The organism is Paenibacillus sp. sgz302148 (assembly GCF_056120465.1).
The window spans coordinates 35195-56896 of the sequence record NZ_JBVYOJ010000028.1 but is presented as its reverse complement, the minus strand read 5'-3'; the positions used below and the strand labels follow the sequence as shown (position 1 = coordinate 56896).

Below are 21702 nucleotides of genomic sequence, written 5' to 3'. Positions count from 1 at the left end.
GTGATCAAGAGAGTCAACAGCAGAGGAGGAACGATATGAAATCGAAAATTCTCGTTATAAACGGACACCCCGACCCACAGAGCTTTTGTTCGGCCTTGTCCGACGCCTATAAGAAAGGAGCCTCGAGTCATACCCAGATTCGGACAATTGATGTAAGCAAGATTACATTCGACCCGAACTTAAAATTTGGTTATCGCAAAAGAACAGAGCTGGAGGAAGATCTGATCGAAGCGCAGGAACTCATTCGTTGGGCTGATCATCTCGTAATTGTATATCCCACATGGTGGGGTGGAATGCCGGCCATTCTGAAAGGGTTTATCGATCGGGTCTTTTTGCCCGGCTTCGCATTCAAAATCCGTGAAAATTCTTATGTAGTGGATAAGCTCTTATCCGGCAAATCCGCACATCTGATCGTCACGACGGATACCCCGCCTTGGTACAATAAGCTGGCATACAAGAACGCAGAATATAATGTGATGAAACGCAACATATTGAAATTTTGCGGGATAACCCCTGTACGTGTTACCGAGCTTGGTCCGATTCGGGGGTCCTCAGAGAAATTACGCGCCCGTTGGCTTGCGAAAGTAAACCAGCTTGGTTCAAAATTAGCATAAGCAAACACAGGAAAAGCCCCAAAGTGTTGAAACCTAGGGGCCCTGTCCAATCAAAATTGCGAAAAACCGATATAGATCACCGCTCCCCACATCACGCAAGCGGATAATTTGTTCATGACCCTCATAACTCGCCCCGAAGTATCCAACCGGCCGATCATTCGGCCACCCACAGCTAATCCGGCGAACCAAATCCATGAAACCAGGATGACCGCCAAAGCAAAGATTAGTTTCTCCGTGCCCGCATAGCTTAATGAGCTGGTTCCGATAACCCCCACCGTATCGAATATCGCATGGGGATTCAAGAGTGAGACTGATGCTGCAAAAGCGATTTGGTTGCGGGAAGACGTCTCCGATTCACTCGTTTCGCCGCTGCTGTTGCCGGGAGCGCTTCTCCACGTGTTCCATCCCATATAAAGCAAAAAGAGAATTCCTGCGATCAAGAGTATCGTTTTGAGCCAAAAAGAAGCGAGGATCGCCAAGGACACACCAAGAACAGCAAGTACAATCAGAAGCGTATCGCACAAGGAAGCCGTCAACACAGCCGGGAGTGCTCGGGTAAATCTCTTTTGTACAGCCCCTTGAGTAAAAACAAACATATTTTGGACACCTAGGGGGAGGATGAGTCCAAATGCGAGAATGAATCCGTGGATGAAGGCTGCGAACACCCCATTCCCTCCTATCTCCTATCGTATTTCGTATGTATACAATGATACTCACTTATCGGTTCCTGTCTCCAACCAATTGGATGGATTCGAACCCAACCAAGTCGTATAATGAGATGAAAGAACTTGACGGGGATGAGCATCATGATTCAATTTGATTGGAAGCCGGATAAATTCGCAGCAGTACCTCTGTATTTACAAATCAAGGAGTATATCAAAGGCAAAATTGAATCCGGGGAATGGCCCGTAGGCAGCAAAATCCCTCCGCAACGAGCTATGGCTGAAGCATGGGAAGTAAACCGGAGTACCGTTATTTCGGCAGTGGACGACTTAATTGCGGAAGGGCTGCTTGAAGGCAAAAGCGGCGGCGGAACGAAGATCGTTAATAACTCATGGTCCTTATTGACCTCCGCCTCTCCCCCGGACTGGAATTCGTATGTCCATTCCGGAATCCATCAGGCCAATTTGTCTGCGATCCAAGAGATCAACAAAGCGGAGTTTTATCCAAACATCATACGTCTAGGTACGGGCGAGCCTTCTCCTGATTTATTTCCTCGTGAACAGATGAAACACGTATTCAACCGGTTGGCGGACCGCATCGATTCACTTGGCTATGAAGAACCCAAAGGTTTGCTTTATTTTAGGGAACAACTCAGTAAGCATCTGAAGACATACGGCATTGAAGCTTCGCCTTCTTCGATTCTGATTGTTTCCGGAGCCTTGCAAGCATTGCATTTGATATCCATCGGGCTCTTGCAAAGAGGGTCTACGATCTTTCTGGAAAAGCCTTCGTATCTGTACTCCCTCAATGTGTTCCAATCCGCGGGGATGCAATTCATCGGACTTCCATTAGATGCAAACGGAGTTCAAATTAAAGCGATCGCGGAACAAAAACAGAGGCACAATGCTGCGCTGCTCTACACGATTCCCTCCTTCCACAATCCAACGGGAATTGTCATGTCGGAAGAAAGACGTAAAGAGCTGATCAAGGTATGCGAGCAGGAACGGCTTCCGATCATTGAAGACGACGTCTATCGGGAGCTTTGGCTGGAATCGCCGCCACCTCCGCCTTTAAAAACCTTCGATAACAACGGTCTCGTGCTGTACCTCGGCAGCATGTCCAAATCGTTAAGCCCGGGATTGCGAATTGGTTGGATCGTCGGGCCGGAACCGGTTATCGAAAGATTAGCGGATATTAAAATGCAAACAGATTATGGGGCAAGTTCTCTATCGCAATGGACTGCCGCGGAATGGCTTTCAAGCGGATTGTACCAGCAGCATCTTGAAGAGGTTCGGAGTGCATTAAAGGATCGGAGAGATATCATGATGGACTTGCTGCAAAAGCATTTTTCGGATATCGCCACTTGGAATGTGCCTAAAGGCGGCTTTTATGTCTGGTTGCGGCTTCATGCTTCCCTGTCCATACGCAACTTGTTTGAAAAGGCTCTGCAGGAGGGAATTCTATTGAACCCAGGGAATGTCTATGACCAACATCCCAGTCCGTATCTTCGATTGTCTTATTCCTATGCTTCGCGAGCCGAATTGGAACAAGGGCTTCAACGACTTTCCTCACTCGTTAGGCAACTGGCATAGTCCCTTTGCGCTTGTAACGAATCGAGGCTGCCGACTAAGCCGGCAGCCTAAGAATTGTTCAATGACTTTTACCGTTAAGATTTATGTACATCAGCAAGAGGAACCATCTCGATCATATTGATCATATGTCCATCCGGGTCGAACACATCAAACAGCACATGATGATTCCAGGGAGAATCCCATGTCTCCAAATCCGTAATGCGGCATCCTTTTTCCAATAACTCGGCATGCATTTCCGCCACATGAATGCATTTGAAGCCGAAGATGGGGCGATCGATCAATGGGATTGGTTTATTGACTTCGGCCAAGCTTAGCAATGCTGCATGATCGGGATGAGGGTCGCAGAAAAGCGTAGCCCCTCTGTTGCCGTCTCCCCAATCCTCAATGCCCCTACAAACAAGTCCAAGTATTTCGGTGTAAAATGTAATCGATCGTTCCAAATTGCTTACGGGTACGAACAAACCCCCGATTTGTTGAATAGGCATTTCGTTTTCTCCTCCCAATTGATAATCGTTATTTCATCCTACCCGCTCCGATGACGATGACATACCCGTCGAGGTCGCGGATTGCGAATTCCTTCCACAGCATATCTCCCTGATCTTCATGCACCATTTCGTAGTGAATGATCGCGTCGGCCCCTCGAAACTGCTCGAACAGCGTATCGATCGTTTCCCAATCCGCATAGGCATAAGAATCCCATCCTGTAGGAGGCCCTTCCCAGTTATTCGGATAATCGATTGGCATCGCTCTTTTATTCGGTCTCACGTCTTCCGGATGCTCGGCTTGCTGGAGAATAAAGCCCATATCCGGATCTTTACGCTCCGTATGCCCCCAGCCATCCACATGACATCCGAGCGCATTTTGATAATACTCCTTCGACTTTTGCAAGTCCGCAACCAATCTTACCTGATTCATTGACATTCCTCCTAAGTTCTGCCGCTAATTACAAATCTCCGGCCATCCGGATCATAAAAGGCGAATTCACGATAGCCATGAACGCTATTCGTCATTCCCTCGACTTCTACACCGCGAATTTTCATTCTTGAATAGATTTCATCGATATCGTTTACTTGGAACACGGACACGGACAGCGTGTTACCTCCCATATCTTTGAAGCTTGATTCGAGTATTTCGTCCGAACTCATAAAAAAGAACGAGCCCGTGTCATACGTATGGAGCACAACCAAACCCGTATGATTTTCCCGAAGAGGAGAATGGCTGCTTGAGTTGGGATCCAAGTCGAAAATTTCGCTATACCATTTTCCCGTTACATAAGGGTCATGCGCCGGGAGATATTGACATATGAGGTTTCCGAGTTTCGGCTCGCCGTCCTTAGCAGCTTCGGCTTGATCCGTCCCCCAGTTGCTTATTTCGATTTTTTTACCGTCCAGGTCATAAAATGCAAATTCACTCCCGCACTCGCCGCGATTTTTAATCTCATCGCCCTCCATCCGCACTCCCCGTTGCTTCATCCTTTCGAAGATCTCTTCGATTTCTTGCACTTGAAAAAGTAAAACAGCATGATGATACCCTTGACGATTGGTGTAACTCAATGTGAGTTTATCTTCGGATTTTACAAAACATAACTCGATCCCATTTATCGTTTGCAGCACCACCGTACCACCATGATCTGTTCGAAGAGGAGAATGGTTGGAAGCATGTGGATCCAAGTCAAAAATTTCAGAATACCATTTTGCTGTCTCGTAGGGGTCGGCAACTGGAAAATACATCCTTGTGACATTCCCTAACTTCGGTGCCACAGTTCCTTTCATCTTGCTCATTTTGCAATCTCCTCCTGAATACTTTTTACGTCACATACGTTTCACTATATTTTTTCTACTGGAAAGTATAATGACAATTCGCCGTTCGTATCCATCGGTGAATAAAATTCTTGAATCGCTCCAGCGATTGTGTAATGATTTTGCGGCAAATAATCCTTACCCATATCATGTAAAGTTTCTTGATATGTATCGAGTGTACATGTAACCACAACATACTTAAATGCGGGAATGACCCATTTCGTCCATCCGATTGGTGCTATTGAATCGTCTAAAACTTCGCATCCTGCCAAATAGAGTCCTTCTTCTTTCCACCTTTCAAACTTCATTTCAACATCGCTCATCGCTCCCCAAATCCCTGCAATATTGCCTTCAGCATCCAACTTCGCGAGATTTCTTATCTCGCCGAAATTATGATTTGCCTCTTGCCATAATGGCTGTATCCACTTTGGACCCTCATTCGCAAGCCCTTTTCCCATTTTGCCAATAACGGAAAATTGCTGTTTTTCAACGATTCTAACCACTTTTTCTTCCTCCTGCCAGTTCATTTTCTGCAATATAAACACTGAGATTGTGGCTTACAGTTATTTAGATGCCACACGATGTCGGAAACCTGACTTACGGAAGTAAATAAATTTCGAATAAAGGCATTTTCGCCTTAATTGGCTATGAACCATTCCGGTAATGGTACGCCTTTTAAGCAATAATCAAACCATGACAGTAGTCGAAGCATGTAATCTTTTTTATATTCGTCGTTCCAACCGCCATTATGAAAAGCCTTAGGGTAATAAGCCAAGTAGGATTCAACACCAAAATATCGCAAACCATTAAACAATATTCTCGCATTCCCCTCCCCGTTTACCCGCTCAGCACTCGTTTCCATAAGTAACAAAGGCGTATTCATCTTAGATATATTTTCAATCGAATCTAGCTCCTTGTAGACTTCCGGATTGGTCCACATCGCATGGGGGTCTGCACCCCCCAATCGGTTTGTATACTGTTGATGGGCATGAAATGCCGTTCCATTGCTACGATCACAATGCAGAGTATCATATACTCCAACAGCGCTAACCGCACCTTTAAAACAGTTTGTTTGAGACAGCGTCCAAGCAGTCAGCATTGCCCCATAGCTGCTCCCGTAAATACCCAACTTGTCAGGATCGGCAATACCATTTTGAATAAGATAGTTTACGGCTGCCATTACGTCGTTATAGGGAGCTCTAAACAGTTGGTAATTCCCAAGTTGATTTTTAAATTCCTCCCCGTATCCTTCACTACCTCGGAAATTAGGTAACAAAACGATATAACCATTACTTGCTAGAAGGTGAGCTGCACTTTCTGCTCTTGCCGATATGAGTTCCGTAAAACTTGCCTCAACATAATGTTCGGGGCCGCCATGTAAATAAATCAAGGCTGGGTATTTATGGCTCGGCTCGTAATCCGTGGGCATAACTAGAATGCTCTCTATTTCCCAATCGCTACTTTTGTACTTAATAACCTTTACTTGTGGGATTTTTAGGGGCAGATCCGTTCGGTTGAAGTTACTGATTTTTTTCATTTCGGAATTGTTTAGAACATGAAGTTCGGTTGGATCATTCGGGTTGCTGTATGGAAAAACAATACCGTCCTGATGATGAAAACATGGCGCCCCGGAGGGATGGCGATGACTGTAGACCACATGATTTTCAGATGTTATTTGTTTTACAGATAAATCTAATACGTCAATGGAATAAAGAATATTGGAGACGCCTTGACGAGAAGAAACATATAATTTGGAGCCGTCGTACGACCAACAATGAACTTGTACAATGCCTGGTATTCTTATTTTATCTTTGTAATTGATCTTTCCATTTATAAGGGATGCAATTTGTATTTCATCAGGGGAAAATACATTCGCAAATAACAGCTCGCCGGATTTTAACAATTTGAGAACTTCCGCTCTTCCCGAGAAGACTTCATTGATTTCCTTATTATCAATATGAAGTCGATTTAGTTTGGATCCCTGTTTAATTAATACCTCTCTTTCGCCAATCCAATCGACAACCCTGCATAAATATCCTTTTTGATCCAACAGCTTATTGTTTTTGCCGGTTTCAATTTCGAATGAATATAGGGCTGATACTTCATCTTTTAATCCTTTTTGCATTAGCTTGATTTCGTCTGACGGCTCAGCAATGATTTCAACTTTTTCAGGATGTAACCCATTTTGACGATTTATGATCCTTTGGCCATACCGAGTTCCATTCGGCAATACCGTATACAATATGTATTTACCATCAGGTGACCAACTCAACATTGACCCATTAAATGGATCTAGTCCATCAAAATTAGAAAAAGTGATCTGACGTTTATTTGCTCCATTCTGATCCATGATCCATATGTCTTTATGACCTGCATTCTTAGAAATATATGCAATTTGATTTCCTTCAGGAGAATAACACGGACTATGGGAGTCCTCTTCCTCAGATCCCGTTAGTCGTACTGACTCGCCGCTTGCAATATTCAATCTCCATATGGACCGATTTCGATGATCCAAAGCATATTCTTCATATGGCATATCACCATTCCCAAAGACAATCAATATTTCATTGTCATTTGGTGAAATAATAAGCTCCCGAAATTGGTTGTAATGTATCTTAAGAAAACTATCAATTAATGGTATGTTTTCGTTCATTGATACCCTCCAATCGTTTAATCTAAGATTTAGGAAGCGATATTATAACAATGCTTAATATATTCGGTATTCTTAAGCCGTACCCCTTTATTTACCATAAAAGATGAATTCTTTTCACTTTATTGCACTTTGCTGTTTTTTGCTCAAACTAAAAATGTAGCATCTGCCGCGGCATGATGCTACACTTCCGTTTTTAGACAAGACTACCATCTCCTTGACTACCTGATACCAATACCTTCATAATCAAATCCAATTTTGCGCAGCATGGCCGCCGGTAAAAAATTACGTGTATCTAGAATATATGGGGTTTGCATCGAAGTAAAGATTCGTTTCCAATCCAATTGCTGATACTCCTTCCAATGCGTTAACAATACGAGCGCATTTGCACAGTCGGCAACATCTTCCGCGTTGTCGCAATAATCAATGGGCAGCTCGCCATGCAAAGTCCGAAACATATTCATCCCCTTTGGATCGTGGACTCTTATCCTAGCCCCGAGCTGCAGCAGATGATGAATGATAGGTATTGCCTGAGTTTGGCGCGCGTCATCCGTATCCGGTTTGAATGTCAGACCCAGTATCCCGATTGTCTTGCCGTCTAAGCTTATTAATTTGTGTTGGATTTTGTGCACGCAGAACTGGTACATCAGTTGGTTGGATTCGACTGCTGCTTTAACGACGACAAGTTCCTTCCCGTATTTCCGGCTCGTCGCCAACAATTCCCCCGTATCTTTGGGAAAGCAGCTTCCACTCCATCCGCTGGAGACTTGCAAAAATTTCTCGCCGATTCGCGAATCGAGCCCCATTCCGATTGCAATATCCGAAACATTGGAGCCGAGTGCTTCGGATAATCTCGCGATTTCATTAATGTAGCTAATTTTTACCGCTAAAAACGCATTGGAAGCATATTTGATGAATTCCGCGCTTTTTGCATCGGTTTCAAAATAGACGGTTTTCCGCCGATGATTAATTGTATCTGAGGGGAAGAAGCTAATAACTTCTTCACCATAGAGCTGTTCGACAAATGGCCTATACAGTTCCCTCATGATCGCTCTAGCCTTAAGATTCATTGTGCCAACGACAATGCGATCAGGAAAAAAAATATCGTTGAGCGCAAAGCCTTCTCTTAAAAATTCAGGATTGCTGATGACAGCAAATTGCTCCTCAGCCTTCATATCTGATGCCTCTTCAATGATCTGTGCGACCAGTTCGGAAGTACCCACCGGAACCGTAGACTTGTTGACGATGACCGTAAATCGCGCCGGATTCAGATTCTCCCCTATAGAACGGGCAGCCGCCTTCACGAAACACAAGTCTGCCGTGCCATCGGAAAGTGAAGGTGTACCGACGCAAATAAAGATAACATCCGCATCTTGAACGTCTTGATACGTTATGGAAGCCTTCAATGATGTACCGATTTTGTGCTGGATGAGCGAATCGAGCCCGGGTTCGAATATCGGGCTTCGACCTGCATTGATTTGTTCTACCTTATGACGGTCAACATCGATTACGGTTGTCGTATACCCTGCGCTAGCAAATGCGGCCGCCGTCACGCTTCCGACATAACCCGAGCCAACGCATACCACATTCACGATCCATCCCCTCCGGCTGATTCTTTCCATTGCGAGCGGTATTCCGCTATCGTCAGTTTAAGACCTTCCTCCAGCGTGATTCGAGGCTCCCAATCGAGGAGCCGTTTCGCTTTGTCAATGACGGGACAACGCAGCTTCGGGTCATCCTTCGGAAGCTCATGAAACGTAATGCGGCTATTCGAGTTCGCCAGCTTCTTGACAAGCTCCGCAACTTGCAGAACCGTGTACTCTCGGGGATTTCCAAGATTCATGATTTCTCCGGTAGCCGAATCCTTCTCCATCATCAGCATAAGTCCCCTGACCGTATCATCAACGTAACAAAATGATCTTGTTTGACTACCATCTCCGTAAACGGTTATATCCTCCCCCCGTATGGCCTGGTTTACAAAATTCGAGATGACACGACCATCGTCGTTACGCAGATTTGCCGAATAGGTGTTAAAAATACGCGCAACTTTTACCCGGACTTGAAATTGACGGTGGTACTCATAGCAATATACTTCACCGAGCCGTTTGGCTTCGTCGTAACAGGCTCTGGGACCCCATGTATTCACGTTTCCCCGGTATGTTTCGTGCTGCGGGTGGATTTCCGGATCCCCATACGCTTCGCTTGTACTGGTGTAAACCATTTTCGCTCCGCTGTTTTTAGCCAGCTCCAACATATTTTTTGTTCCAATTGTATTAACGGCCATCGTATCAAGTGCTGCAGACTGATAAAATTTTGGTGAAGCCGGAGAGGCTAAATGATAGATTTCTTCAACCCCAGCCAGCTGGTTCATCGTTAGAATATCTTCCGAAACAACGTCCTTATAGATAAACATAAAATTTGCGATTTCTTGGATCCCTGCAAAATTGCTGACTTTACCGCTCAGCAAATTATCGATTCCGATGACTTGATTCCCCTCGGCTAACAGTTTTTTGGTCAGACACGAACCTAGAAATCCAGCTGCACCCGTAACAACGACTTTTTTCAATGAATCCACTCCAGTCGATCATTCTGCGGTGTTTTCAATCATGTTTTCAATAAAATCTTGCAAATATAATTTTAACTTCTTTCTTAAGCTGTCGTTTTGTAAGGCTAGTTCGATGTTTGCTTGCAGGAATCCGAACTTATCGCCAACATCATATAATTTCCCTTCGTATTGATACGCCCATATCTGCTGATCCTGTATGAGCTGCTGCAGGGCATCCGTCAATTGGATCTCCCCTCCGACTCCAATCCGCATTTCCTCCAAAAAATCAAAGATCTTAGGATCCAAAATATATCTCCCTATAATCGCTACATTGGAAGGGGGAGTCTCGCGAGGTTTTTCGATCAAATCGGTAACAAGCGTTAGCTGTTCGCTTATTTGTTCCCCTTGTATAATTCCGAACTTGCTTGTTTCCGACCAATCTACCCTCTGTACAGCGATTACCGATGACTGTTTTTCATTGTATATGCGGATCAACTGTTGCAAGCACGGTACACGACTATGAATCACCATATCCCCCAGGAGGACCGCAAAAGGCTCATTTCCTATAAACTTTCGCGCGCACCAAATTGCATGACCCAGACCGAGGGGCTGCTCCTGCACGACGTAATGAATCGCAGCATGTGAGCTTATTGACTCGACAAGCCCTAACAATTCCTGCTTATTCCGCTCTTTCAGCATGACTTCAAACTCGTTGTTTTTATCGAAATGCTGTTGAATCGAGTGTTTGGTCTTGCCGATCACAATGTAAATGTCATGAATGCCTGATTGTACTGCCTCTTCCACGATATATTGAATCGTAGGCTTATCGACGATCGGCAGCATTTCTTTCGGTATCGCTTTAGTAACGGGAAGGAATCTGGTTCCAAGACCGGCTGCGGGAATGATGGCTGTGCGAATGGTTTTTATTGAACTCCCTCCTTTCTCGAAGCTCAGCTAATAACATCGTATGTGGATGTACGGCACGACGATATCAGCCATTGTCCGCATGAAAGCTGTTTTATGCATTTGCCGTGCCGTCTGATATTGGCTGCGCATATAACTTGGAATAGCCTGATATCAAGAAGGGACGATGACCCTTATGCCTGTTGATGTGAGTGTCGTTATGATTTCACATAATAAATATCCGCAAAATTTATACGCTTTATATGCACTGGAGAACCAAACCTTTGATTCGAGCCGAATGGAAGTCATTATGGTAGACGATGCCTCGACCGATAGAACGACAAGACTACAAAACTATCGCCCTCCATTTCAGTTTAAATATATACGCTGCGAGCAAAATGTTGGGCGATCAAAAGCAAAAAATATCGGCATTGCATCGGCGGTTGGGGAAGTTCTAATCATCATAGACGCTGAGATGATTCTAGACCCTGCTTATGTGGAGCAGCATGTTAAACTACATCAAGCCGACCCCAATTTATGTGTAACGGGTTGCTCCAGACATTTCCACACCTTTACCGTATTAGACAGAAAATTTAATAGGGTACAGTTAAAGCGGTTCAGGCGACTGAATCTGAAAAGAAACCACCGTAACAGATTAAGAATCCGAAGCCTTCTCAAAAAATATTCAAAAATAAAGCTATTTAAGAAAAAGGGCATCTATCTGCGAAAATATAAGAATTATGCTTACCCGGCTCCCATCTTTAAAAAAATCGTCAAACGCTTTGGCGTGCATTTAGTAGGATTTCATTTGCCGTACGTCTTTGTCATTACGCAAAACATTTCCGTCAGGAGAAGCACATTCGACAAGGTTGGGCCGTTTGACGAAGGGTTTCAAGGATGGGGGTACGAGGATTGGGAATTTGGTTATCGCCTGTATCGAAATGGTGTTAAGATTTTCGACAACCCGAGCGTTAACGTATATCACCAGGAACATCCTCGTAGTATCGGAAATCAAAATAAAGACGCATTGACCAATTATAAATATTTTTATTCTCGACATCCTGAATTTGATGTTGGCGTTCAATCCTTAAGCTGGCTCGGCAAAAACATACAAACAGCCAATGAACTTGTTGCAGAATATAAAGCTATGATTCATCGATATCCGCATCAGTACCTTCATCTTGTTCAGGCATTTCTTATCTTGTTTGATCAAATATTATCGTTACTGTTAAGTGGTATGCCCGTAACAAATCTGCTGCAACAATCCGATACGACGCGTGATGAACATTGGAACAATGCTTTTGTTGCGGAATTGAATCTGCTGAAATCGACAAGGGAATTTCCCAAACTACTGGCACACTTGGAGTGGTTAATAAGCAAATAAACGAGGAGGTTTCATCATGCAAATCTCTGTTGTGATGGCTGTATATAACGGTGAGAAGTATATTGAGGAAGCGATCCATAGTATATTGAATCAAACGTATTCACAATTCGAACTTATTATCGCTAACGACGGTTCGATCGATCGAACGCGAGACATCCTGGACGCAATAACCGATCCTCGAGTAAAAATAATTCATGCCGAATCGAATCAAGGAGCAGCGAATTCGCTTAATCTAGGTATTGAGCATGCTTCAGGCGACTGGATCGCGATTCATGACGCGGATGACATCAGCGAACCAACCCGGTTAGAAGAGCAGATTCGTTATGTGCAGTCGCACCCTGATTGTATAGGTGTAGGTTCTTTAATCGTAGGTCGTATAGGAAACGAGGTCGTCATCAAGCCTGAGATTGCGTATTATAATCTGATACTAAGCAAAAAACAAATTTATGATACACGGTTATTCAGGTGCTATTTGTGCCATGGCTCAGTCATGTTCTCGAAAAAAGCTTTCTACGATGCGGGACGATATGATCCAAAGTATAGGATTTCTTACGACTATGATCTGTGGTTGCGAATGTTCGAAATATCGCCCATTGAGAAAATACCGAAGGTCTTATATCATTATAGACTTCGCCCAGACTCCCTGGGAAAACAAAATACGAACAACACAATCTCAGAACTATTGACGATATCGTCCCTCCATATCTACAACAAGCTTGTCCGTGAAAAAGGAAAACATCCTATCCTAACCATTGTAGGTTCTAGAAGAGGATGTTCCTTCTTTAAATCCCGTGTAGCCAAGGAGTTCAAAAAACTAAATTACGTGCATGTAAGAACCAAAAAAGACGCTGGAAAAATACGTTTACTGAATAGAAGAGGCAAGATTCATGAGGCGGTATTTTTAAACAACCGAATATCCAACGCGGTATATCATCGTCTATTGCGGAGAGGTTTGCGTTGGAAAAGAAAAATACACAAAATATGGAACTTTAAGTTTTAGGATTTTGCTTGAATTCAATCTATCTACCAGCGACCTTTATTTTCAACATAAATCAGTTCCATAACTTGAGGTGCTGGGATTCGAATGTTCCAATTCGGGTAATGATTCCGGAACTTTGTTGTGTCGGTAATATACCAGATGTGATCGCCTGTTCTAGGCTGGTCGCTATAGGAATAATTTAACTTTTTACCGGTAATTTGTTCAGCCAATTCAATGGCTTCGAGTATAGAGATGTTTGAATCGCGCCCGCCGCCAAGATTGTATACTTCCCCTCCCCGCTTCGGATGTTGAAAGAATGCGTGAAAGGCTGCGATGACATCGCTCGCATGAATGATATCCCGGACTTGCTTTCCTTTGTATCCGAATATCGTGTATGGACTGTTCGTCATGACACACTTCACCAAGTAATTGATGAATCCATGCAGCTGTACCCCGGATTGTCGGGAGCCGCTAAGTACCCCTCCGCGGAAACAGACGGTTTTCAACTGAAAATAGCGGCCGTACTCCTGTACGATGATGTCCGCCGCGAGTTTTGAAGCGCCGAATAATGAATGCAAGCACTGGTCCACACTGAACGTTTCCGGGATTCCAAGATAGTAGAGATGTCCCGGATCAAGCTCCCACCGGCTTTCTTGCTCCAAATACGGGAGGGTGTTGGGACGATCGCCGTAAACCTTATTCGTTGAGGTAAATATAAATACGGCCTCCGGACAATGTAGACGCATCATTTCGAGCAGATTGAGTGTCCCGTTCGCATTGATATGGAAATCGGTGAGCGGCTCTCTGACGGCCCAATCATGAGACGGTTGAGCGGCGGTATGGATGATGAGCGCGATATCCTGCCCATACTTGATAAATACTTTGTTGAGCGCGTTGTGGTCTCGAATGTCAATGTCAACATGCACATAGTTTGTTCCTAAGCTCTTCTCAAGTCGGCTTCGATTCCATTTCGTCGTCCCCTCGATGCCGAAAAAATCTTGACGCATATCGTTGTCAATACCAACAACACGGTAGCCCAAGCTCGCATAAAATTCGGATGCTTCGGACCCGATCAACCCAGCGGATCCTGTTATTAGGACAACGGACATGTCTACACCTCCATGCATCGTTTCGGACAAAATAACCTGAGCAAACAAACCATTTGATCAGCTTCATGCAGTCAAATGGTTTGTTCATGATGGAACAGTAGCTCTTTAACTCCCTGATCCAGAGTGATTTCCGGCGTCCAACCAAGGTTTCTAAGCCTCTCATTACAAAGCACATTCCACTCCAAATCACCTTTTTTTGCGGACACATATCGGGGCGAGATTGGGCATTGTGCGGCATCCGCAATGATTTGTATAAGCTCATTTAAGGAAGTTCCGCGCTGTGTTCCTACATTAAGAACTTCGTTCTTTATGTTGTCCAACTGTATAAACAACATATTGGCTTCCACGATGTCGTCCACGTGAATGTAATCGCGCACCTGCTGCCCGTCACCAAAAATGATGGGCCCCTCCCCTTTTCTCATTTGGTCCATGATAATCGAAATGATGCCTGACTCGCCGTTTGGATTTTGACGCGGACCGTAGACGTTAGCATATCGTAAAATCGTCCATTCATAACCGTATATATCAGCATATGCGCGAACATACTGTTCGGCTGTAAATTTATTGATTCCGTAAGGCGATATCGGTTTGCAGCAATCGGATTCCGAGATCGCTATATGCGGCGTATTTCCATATATCGCCCCGCCGGAGGAAGCAAAAATGATTTTCTTCACTTTGGCGTCCCCGGCCGCACGGAGTAAACGAACCGTATTCGTTATATTCGTTTCGATGTCCATATAGGGATGCTGCACAGACATTCTAACATTAGCTTGTGCTGCATGGTGAGAAACGAGATCAGGCTTGAAATCGTTCATGATTTCTTCAAGCCGAGGATCCGCGAGGCTCATGAAGACATATTCCGCATGCTCATTTTTATTTTCTATTCTTCCTGTAGACAAATCATCCAAAACGATGACTTGATGCCCGTTATCGATATAGCGATCTACCAGATGTGAACCAATAAAACCGGCTCCCCCTGTTACGATAATTTTCAATTTCCGCCCTCCTACTCTATAGGCCGACATATTGTACCAACTCTAGCAATCGGTCGATGTTCACCGCAAAATCGGATGATGATCGATTTGTTTGCCCTTTATTTACTAAATAATAATAATCCAATTGCACATGATTGCTGATCATCCAGTAATACGAAGGCATATAATTGGGAGCAAAGAGCTCGATGACCTTCGTGCCCGGTTTGCAAAACACGAGATTGACCAGCCCGGCACCATGCGGAGCAATGATGACTTTTGCACGTGAAAATAATTGGATTTGTTCAGCGACCGTCATGGACTCCAGGTTAACCTTCTTAAATCCAAATGTACTTAATCGATCGAGGATTTCTTCCTCGTTGATGACTCTACGGTATATTGCATTCTCTCGGCTAACGTAGATATATTCGTTTGGATCTGAAGGTTCGGTATCGCTTGGATGCAGAAATTGGTTTCTTAGAAACTCACAAGACCATTTAGGAATGACATCCGGTCTCACATAAGTGCCCCACTTAAAAATATAACGGGTAATTAACGAAGGAACTACAAGCTTTCTGGCTTGCATGTCAACCCGGCTATCTATAATTTTGTCCCTTGGAATACCTAGAACAGCAAGTGTTTCGTCTTGAAACGGAAGAATCGATTGACGATTCATAACATATTTATCAATTTGGATCCCGCTTAGGCGCAGTAATTCAATTCGCGGCAATACGTCCATCATCCAATGATAATAGTTATGAGCGGAACAAAAACATAATACGGCGACTGTTTCACGGACATATTTAAATTTGCGGGATCTCCACATATTGTAGGCTTTCCGTGTTCTTATCAGATTCAGATGCTTCACCGTAAATTCCAAGGAAACGTCTCGAAGCAGTTTATAGTTTGCTGTAAGGACAAAAGCGGCCTGCCCGCATACCCGACCGTTTTTCAGCACCGCAACAAATGAGGCCGGCGTTTTCACGGTCCGGGATCGGAAGTTTTCGTGAATGTCGGGACCTAATCGTTTCGCTTCCGAATACTGATTGGTTTCATCGCAATAATAAATTTGATATATGGCACGTGCTCGCCGTAAATTTGAATGCCTGGCAATCAGATAATTGTACGTTGTACGAAAAAACCAATTTGGATTTCTCCTCGTGATTTTCTTTATACGTCTCCTAGAGATGACGCCCATGCCGGTTATCCTCTCCAATCGATTAAACATTCGATACTTCCTACGTCAAATGCCGGTATGCCAAGCTTCGTCCTAACCTCCATACGTTCTGCAAAAGAATTGTCAATTAATATCGCCGGCAAGTCGGTCCTCATATGCGAATATTTGTGCTCTTCGTTTTTAATTTGGATGATTTCACTGAACAGCGCCGGGCTTATTCTAAAGTGTTGCAATGTCTGGGATACATCTCCATAGTGTTTGGTTATCAAAATGATCTTCTTCATCTTGTTGATACATTGAAATAAAAACATAAGAAGGTACGGATTCGTCATCTGATCGATGATGATCGTATCGTCTAGATCTACATATACGAGATCATACTGAAAGTCCAAACGGTAACGGTTGACGAAAGCGCGATCCATATGAAGCTTATATTCATTCGGTTGTATGTCTACTTCAATGCCTGCAAAATCAAGAATGGTTAGCAAGGGCAGATTTACATCAAGACCGATATTCATGCATGATGTGCCGGCAAATCGACTTGAGATCTCCAAGAGCTTATACCGCCCCTCACGACCCTTCTTCGCCTGAAAAAACCAATACCCTCGGAACGACAGGTTCTGGTTCAGTGTATTCGCCATCTCTTCGACTTCCACGGTCACTGTCTTGAATGTGGAATGAACGCTTATCCCCGCCGATGTTCTGTCCCGGGTCCGCGGGGCTACATACCGTAGCCTCCCGCTCTTGTCCGTAAAGCAATCAACGGTGATTTCCTCGCCGGGAAGATACTCGCAGATCATGAGATTCGGCTTATTCGCCAGATGAAATCGTAATTGCCGCTCGTTGAGAACGAGTTGTGTTCCATGTCCTCCTTGGCCGTCATCGGGTTTAAGGAACACTGGATATTCCGAAACTTCCTCCGGTTGCGCATATACTTTGGGAGTAAAAGAACTTTCTTTAAATTGTTCGTAAGCAAGTGATTTATATCGACATATTCGTGCCGTTTCAACGCTGGATGCGATAACCTTCGACTCCAGCCTGTCTTGGTTTTCCATCAAGAACAAAGTTACTGTATCGTGGGTCGGAATGATAAAATCAATGTGACTTTCTCGAAGGACCCGATTGAATTCGCTTATGAAGCACTCTTCGTGAATCGAAGGAAGCCCGCCGATATAATTGCTGTATACATAGCCGCCATGGTCTTCTACGCTTGAAGCACCGAACAATTCTACGCGCAACGAATATCTCAACGCAAAATTGATATCGATCGCAATCTGAGAGCCGCATGGAAAAACCAATACTCTATACGTAGGATGGAGTTTCATCATCATACCAGCTCGCATTCCTGCAATAACCCGCGAACATGCTCTTTCGAATTAAACATCAATACGTCGATGATCGAAAGGGCCGGGACAAATTCAACGTTATATTGGCGATATGATATCGGGTTTGTATGCAGAAAGTTCAACTGAATGCCTTTTTCTGCAAACACGGATTTGGAATACAGATGTTGACCTCCGATTGAATTGATATAATGAGTCCCGCCCGCCCGATGACAGAGGTCGATAATGCGTTCATATCCTTTAAGTTTGTTGTTTTCCACATAATCGGATGAGCGGCTGAACGTCAGGTGATCCATTTGCAAATATCGGCAAATCGATATTAAGGAGTTCATGATGAAGGACGCGACATTGTTGTCTGCCACAGCAAAGATCCGCTCGATCAGATCTTTCGTTTCAAGGAAATACGGCGCTTTTTTGTACGCATAGGCTAGAGATTTCATAAATTTCATTTTTTCCGATTCGAACAGCGGCGAGAAGATTTGGTCCGAAATATTCAGATGCGAGCCTTCTTGCTTTAAGCTAAACGTGAATAAATGGGCTGAATTGTTGATCAATATTCGATTTCGGTTAATCCATCCGCGATGAATGAATTGGACATCGTCATAAAATATAAAATGGTCGACACGATTCATTAACTGAAAATACCCGATATACGGAAAAAGATAAGGCTGCATGACCGCTATTTTCATACCGAAGCAAGCCCCTCGACAACCCGTCTGACGTCTGCGAACTCCATCTCTTCCCATAAAGGCAAGGTGATGACTCGACTGCAAATCTCATTCGTAACCGGCAAATCCGTATGAGGGTAATCTGCGAAAAGCTCTTGCTCGTGACAAGCAGGAGAAAAGTATTTTCCGGTATGAATCCCGAGGCTCTTCAGCTTGTCGATAACATCCTCATTGCTGATTCCTTGCGGACACAGAATAGACAATTGCTTTTTATCCTGGCCTTTTTGCATCATCCATCCATGTTGAAGCAGTCTCTTTTCCTCGAACAACATGTCGTACCATCCCAAGATTTCCTGGCGGCGATTTCGTTTTGCCGGGAAAGCATCCAATGTCGCTAAAGCCACGGCAGCCGTATATTCGGAGATTTTACCGTTAAGCCCCATAACGGTAGATTCCCTACTCCCTGCATATCCAAAATTGGATGCTTGCCTAATTTTTTTGATGAGTTCGACATTGCCGCTGTAGATTAACCCTCCTTCACCGACCCCGAACGATTTGGTGGCGTGGAAGCTAAATACACAGCAACCGGGGAAATCTATGCCGAAATGACCGGCTTCCCCGCTTGTTCCGAAGCTTGCTGCAGCATCAATGACAACAGTGCATTTGGATTGATGCAGCTTCGAATAGTAGGTTAAATCAAGATCGAAACCGAAAGCGGCGTAAGGAACAACAACGGCTGCTTCATCCCCTAAGGTATCAATGACATGGTCGAGCAATTGTTCATCCATACACCAATGATCCGGTTGAATATCTACAAAGTAAGGCTGCAGACCGCACCACATCGCCGCAAGTGGAGTAGCGGAGAAGGTGAAGCTCGGCATGATTGCATATTTGCCGCCTTGCTTCTTCATTTGCGCAATCGCCAGCATTAACCCGGTTGTAGCGTTGTTGACCGTCGTCACGGCTCCCGACCCATGAAAATATTCGTCTAAGATCCGGCTTTCCAAGCAGCTGTTGAGAGGGCCAAAATTGCTGTATACTCTAGAATGATCAATCCTATCCAGATACGAAGCATACGATTCTCGTTTCACCAAATTCGGCACCAGAAATGGTATCTTATTACGATTTCCGTCTGCCATGGGGACACATCTCCTTTTCGTTTATCGTGTCCTTACACGTTTTATCGTTTTTTTCCTGATCATCCCGATCTTCCTGCCCCTCGTGATCTTCCTTGCCTTCCCGATTCTCCTGCCCCTCGTGATCTTCCTTGCCTTCCCGATACTCCTTTCCCTCGTGATCTTCCTTATTTTCCCGACCCTCGTAATCTTTCTAACCTTTTTGCCCCGGGCAATCTTTATGAAAGCTCCTTTCTTTGCAATCATTTTTTTTCGTCTGGCGAACCTTCTCGTTATTCTGTTTCGCTTTCCGCGAGTTTCGCGCAACATACCTCTTGCCCGATTGATCACTTGATGGATATGATGCTGCTTTAGCAGTCGGCTTTGTTTCGCAGCGTGTGCCAATCGAATTACGGTTGGACATACATGATGAATAAAGCCTCGAAGTGCCCCGTAAAACTCTTTATTGTTTTGAAGAAACCCATCTTTGCGCGAAGCAATAAGGAGGTGAAACCAATCCAGAATTCCCGGTACAAGTACCTTTAACTTTTGCTGATTTTGTCCTTCGTGAAAGCGGATGTAGCTTAACGCTTCATGAATATAAACTCCCTTTCCTTTAGAAAGCAATGAAATCCACGAAGCAAGATCATTCAGGTAATAGTACTGTCGACCCTTATACATTCCGAAGCTTTCCATAAGAGCTGACTTCTTGAACAAAACACAGCTTGGTTCCCCGATCATGTTGGTGCACCGGCTCAGGACAAAGTCACCCATCTTCTTCCCATCCATGACCACGGTTTCGGTCGAAAAACGCCGTGCCTCGTTCAGAAAATCGCCCTTCTCATCAATGGGCTGCCTGTAGGAAGTAACCAGATTAACATCCCGATCCTGCATAAAATAAGCCATCATACGTTCAATCTTCTCGGCATGAAACAGATCATCATCGTGCAAATAGTTGATGTACTCACCTGAAGCTAACGCAAGGCATCGTTTCCAATTGCCGATATCCAGGTTTACTTCATTTTTATAATATTTCACATGAGGGTATTGGGCTGTATAGGGAGCAATTGCGACTTGTACATCAGCATTCGTGCTATCGTCGCAAATGATAATTTCAATATTGGGATAGGTTTGCTTTAATACACTTTGAAGGGCGAGTACCACATAGTGGGGCCTATTGTATGCCGGGATCAATACGCTAACCAAAGGCATTTCATTCGAAATATGGGATTGGTCTTTCTCCTGAAGCAGCCAACGATTAATCTCGATCAAGGTATCACCTTTGACGGGATGAATCCAATAATAGAATGGATGATTTTTGGCATATACTGCCTCCTCAATGTTGATATCGTTTCCTACACGGACAACTGATTCTCCTGAGCGATCTCTAGGATAATTGCGGCATCGCCCTCCACATGCCATCGCCAGCGTTGCCGGGTATACTTCCTCCAAAGCAAAAACGCGTGTATTGTCCATCATGCGCTCCGCTACTTTCCAGTCTACCGCCGAGAGCATCCTTTGAATAATTCCATGACGGTACACTTGAGTCGGATTAAAATATTGGATGAAGTACTTGGTTCTAAAAAAAGGCTTCCACAGATGCCATTCCCGCTCCATGGATTTGACCGTAATCTGTTTCCGGTGCTCCTTGATTTTGCTGAGTTTCATATCCCAGCCCATCACGTCATACCCGGCCATCGTTTGATCCAAGTACGACTCGAAACCATGCTTCACGAATAAAATATCAGAGTCTAAGCTGACCAAATACTCATATTCCGCATGCATTTCCTCCAACCATTTCATGATATCCCAAAAAAAACGAACTTGCTTTCCCCATCCGATGGAGCTTCGATAAGGACAAATGGGCACACCTAAGCTTCTGCCGAAATTGTCGTCCTTTCCCCCGTTATATAGCACGACGGCTGCATTCGGATTATAAAGACGGATATTGTCCAGTTGCGCCTTCACAACGTGTTCATCCTTATGGGCGAGCAGTGCAAAGATCACTCTTTTGCCTTGAAATGTTTGCATAACGATTCCTCTCTTCACCGATTGATCCTATTCAATCGATCTTTAGCCCCTCTTCAAGAGGGACACTTGGCTTCATCTTAGCTTTCCAAGCGAGAGCCGAATTTCCCTGATTCATAAATCATATGCATACGCGCCTTTGAGGGCATGGATACCTACCTA

The 21702-nt window shown here is 44.3% G+C and carries 20 protein-coding genes; 4 read left to right on the top strand and 16 right to left on the bottom strand.

Annotated features, from left to right (window positions below; translation table 11 throughout):
• The first annotated feature begins 35 nt into the window (after positions 1 to 35).
• Positions 36 to 614 (top strand): NAD(P)H-dependent oxidoreductase, encoded by a 579-nt coding sequence (locus AC0LWM_RS29235; RefSeq protein WP_474678562.1) that lies wholly within the window; start codon positions 36 to 38, stop codon positions 612 to 614.
• Between the two features lie 50 nt (positions 615 to 664).
• Here the strand turns inward: AC0LWM_RS29235 and AC0LWM_RS29230 are convergent, their stop codons facing one another.
• Positions 665 to 1279 carry a LysE/ArgO family amino acid transporter gene (locus tag AC0LWM_RS29230; protein WP_474678561.1) on the bottom strand — a complete coding sequence of 205 codons (615 nt, stop codon included), beginning with the start codon at positions 1277 to 1279 and terminating at the stop codon, positions 665 to 667.
• 141 nt (positions 1280 to 1420) lie between these two features.
• Between AC0LWM_RS29230 and pdxR the strand changes: the two genes are divergently transcribed.
• The gene (gene pdxR / locus AC0LWM_RS29225) at positions 1421 to 2869 is read left to right on the top strand and encodes a MocR-like pyridoxine biosynthesis transcription factor PdxR (protein ID WP_474678560.1); all 1449 of its coding nucleotides are present in this window, start codon (positions 1421 to 1423) and stop codon (positions 2867 to 2869) included.
• Between the two features lie 74 nt (positions 2870 to 2943).
• On the opposite strand, the gene AC0LWM_RS29220 is transcribed toward pdxR, so the two are convergent.
• The 8 genes from AC0LWM_RS29220 to galU all read right to left on the bottom strand — a co-directional run bounded on the left by AC0LWM_RS29220 (position 2944) and on the right by galU (position 10790).
• The gene (locus AC0LWM_RS29220) at positions 2944 to 3354 is read right to left on the bottom strand and encodes a VOC family protein (RefSeq protein WP_474678559.1); all 411 of its coding nucleotides are present in this window, start codon (positions 3352 to 3354) and stop codon (positions 2944 to 2946) included.
• 28 nt (positions 3355 to 3382) lie between these two features.
• Complete coding sequence (locus AC0LWM_RS29215) at positions 3383 to 3784, bottom strand: VOC family protein (RefSeq protein WP_474678558.1); 402 nt, start codon at positions 3782 to 3784, stop codon at positions 3383 to 3385.
• 11 nt (positions 3785 to 3795) lie between these two features.
• Positions 3796 to 4650 carry a VOC family protein gene (locus AC0LWM_RS29210; protein WP_474678557.1) on the bottom strand — a complete coding sequence of 285 codons (855 nt, stop codon included), beginning with the start codon at positions 4648 to 4650 and terminating at the stop codon, positions 3796 to 3798.
• A 44-nt stretch (positions 4651 to 4694) separates the two neighbouring features.
• Positions 4695 to 5171 carry a GyrI-like domain-containing protein gene (locus tag AC0LWM_RS29205; RefSeq protein ID WP_474678556.1) on the bottom strand — a complete coding sequence of 159 codons (477 nt, stop codon included), beginning with the start codon at positions 5169 to 5171 and terminating at the stop codon, positions 4695 to 4697.
• Positions 5172 to 5305: 134 nt separating this feature from the next.
• The gene (locus AC0LWM_RS29200; RefSeq protein WP_474678555.1) at positions 5306 to 7321 is read right to left on the bottom strand and encodes a S9 family peptidase; all 2016 of its coding nucleotides are present in this window, start codon (positions 7319 to 7321) and stop codon (positions 5306 to 5308) included.
• 218 nt (positions 7322 to 7539) lie between these two features.
• Positions 7540 to 8910, bottom strand: coding sequence for a UDP-glucose dehydrogenase family protein (locus AC0LWM_RS29195; protein WP_474678554.1), 1371 nt, complete (start codon positions 8908 to 8910; stop codon positions 7540 to 7542).
• A complete protein-coding gene (locus tag AC0LWM_RS29190) occupies positions 8907 to 9884 on the bottom strand; it encodes an NAD-dependent epimerase/dehydratase family protein (RefSeq protein WP_474678553.1) in 978 nt (325 codons plus the stop codon). Before AC0LWM_RS29190 ends, AC0LWM_RS29195 begins: the two co-directional genes overlap by 4 nt.
• A gap of 18 nt (positions 9885 to 9902) precedes the next feature.
• Positions 9903 to 10790, bottom strand: coding sequence for a UTP--glucose-1-phosphate uridylyltransferase GalU (gene galU / locus AC0LWM_RS29185; protein WP_474678578.1), 888 nt, complete (start codon positions 10788 to 10790; stop codon positions 9903 to 9905).
• Positions 10791 to 10962: 172 nt separating this feature from the next.
• Between galU and AC0LWM_RS29180 the strand changes: the two genes are divergently transcribed.
• Together AC0LWM_RS29180 and AC0LWM_RS29175 are read left to right on the top strand one after the other, a co-directional pair.
• Positions 10963 to 12150: a glycosyltransferase family 2 protein gene (locus AC0LWM_RS29180; protein ID WP_474678552.1), complete on the top strand. Its 1188-nt coding sequence runs from the start codon at positions 10963 to 10965 to the stop codon at positions 12148 to 12150.
• 16 nt (positions 12151 to 12166) lie between these two features.
• Positions 12167 to 13150: a glycosyltransferase family 2 protein gene (locus AC0LWM_RS29175; protein WP_474678551.1), complete on the top strand. Its 984-nt coding sequence runs from the start codon at positions 12167 to 12169 to the stop codon at positions 13148 to 13150.
• A gap of 23 nt (positions 13151 to 13173) precedes the next feature.
• Here AC0LWM_RS29175 and AC0LWM_RS29170 read toward each other — a convergent pair whose 3' ends face one another.
• From AC0LWM_RS29170 to AC0LWM_RS29140, 7 genes are all read right to left on the bottom strand, one after another.
• Positions 13174 to 14238, bottom strand: coding sequence for an NAD-dependent epimerase/dehydratase family protein (locus AC0LWM_RS29170; RefSeq protein ID WP_474678550.1), 1065 nt, complete (start codon positions 14236 to 14238; stop codon positions 13174 to 13176).
• Positions 14239 to 14309: 71 nt separating this feature from the next.
• Positions 14310 to 15233, bottom strand: coding sequence for an NAD-dependent epimerase/dehydratase family protein (locus AC0LWM_RS29165; protein ID WP_474678549.1), 924 nt, complete (start codon positions 15231 to 15233; stop codon positions 14310 to 14312).
• 16 nt (positions 15234 to 15249) lie between these two features.
• Positions 15250 to 16437, bottom strand: coding sequence for a glycosyltransferase family 61 protein (locus AC0LWM_RS29160; protein WP_474678548.1), 1188 nt, complete (start codon positions 16435 to 16437; stop codon positions 15250 to 15252).
• On the bottom strand, positions 16413 to 17624 hold the full coding sequence (locus AC0LWM_RS29155; RefSeq protein WP_474678547.1) for an ATP-grasp domain-containing protein: 1212 nt from the start codon (positions 17622 to 17624) through the stop codon (positions 16413 to 16415). The genes AC0LWM_RS29160 and AC0LWM_RS29155 overlap by 25 nt, the downstream gene beginning before the upstream one ends.
• Positions 17625 to 17713: 89 nt before the next feature.
• Complete coding sequence (locus AC0LWM_RS29150) at positions 17714 to 18418, bottom strand: WbqC family protein (RefSeq protein WP_474678546.1); 705 nt, start codon at positions 18416 to 18418, stop codon at positions 17714 to 17716.
• Positions 18415 to 19536, bottom strand: a complete 1122-nt coding sequence (locus AC0LWM_RS29145; RefSeq protein ID WP_474678545.1) for a DegT/DnrJ/EryC1/StrS family aminotransferase — start codon at positions 19534 to 19536, stop codon at positions 18415 to 18417. Before AC0LWM_RS29145 ends, AC0LWM_RS29150 begins: the two co-directional genes overlap by 4 nt.
• 21 nt (positions 19537 to 19557) lie before the next feature.
• The gene (locus AC0LWM_RS29140; protein ID WP_474678544.1) at positions 19558 to 21543 is read right to left on the bottom strand and encodes a glycosyltransferase family 2 protein; all 1986 of its coding nucleotides are present in this window, start codon (positions 21541 to 21543) and stop codon (positions 19558 to 19560) included.
• Positions 21544 to 21702: the final 159 nt, after the last annotated feature.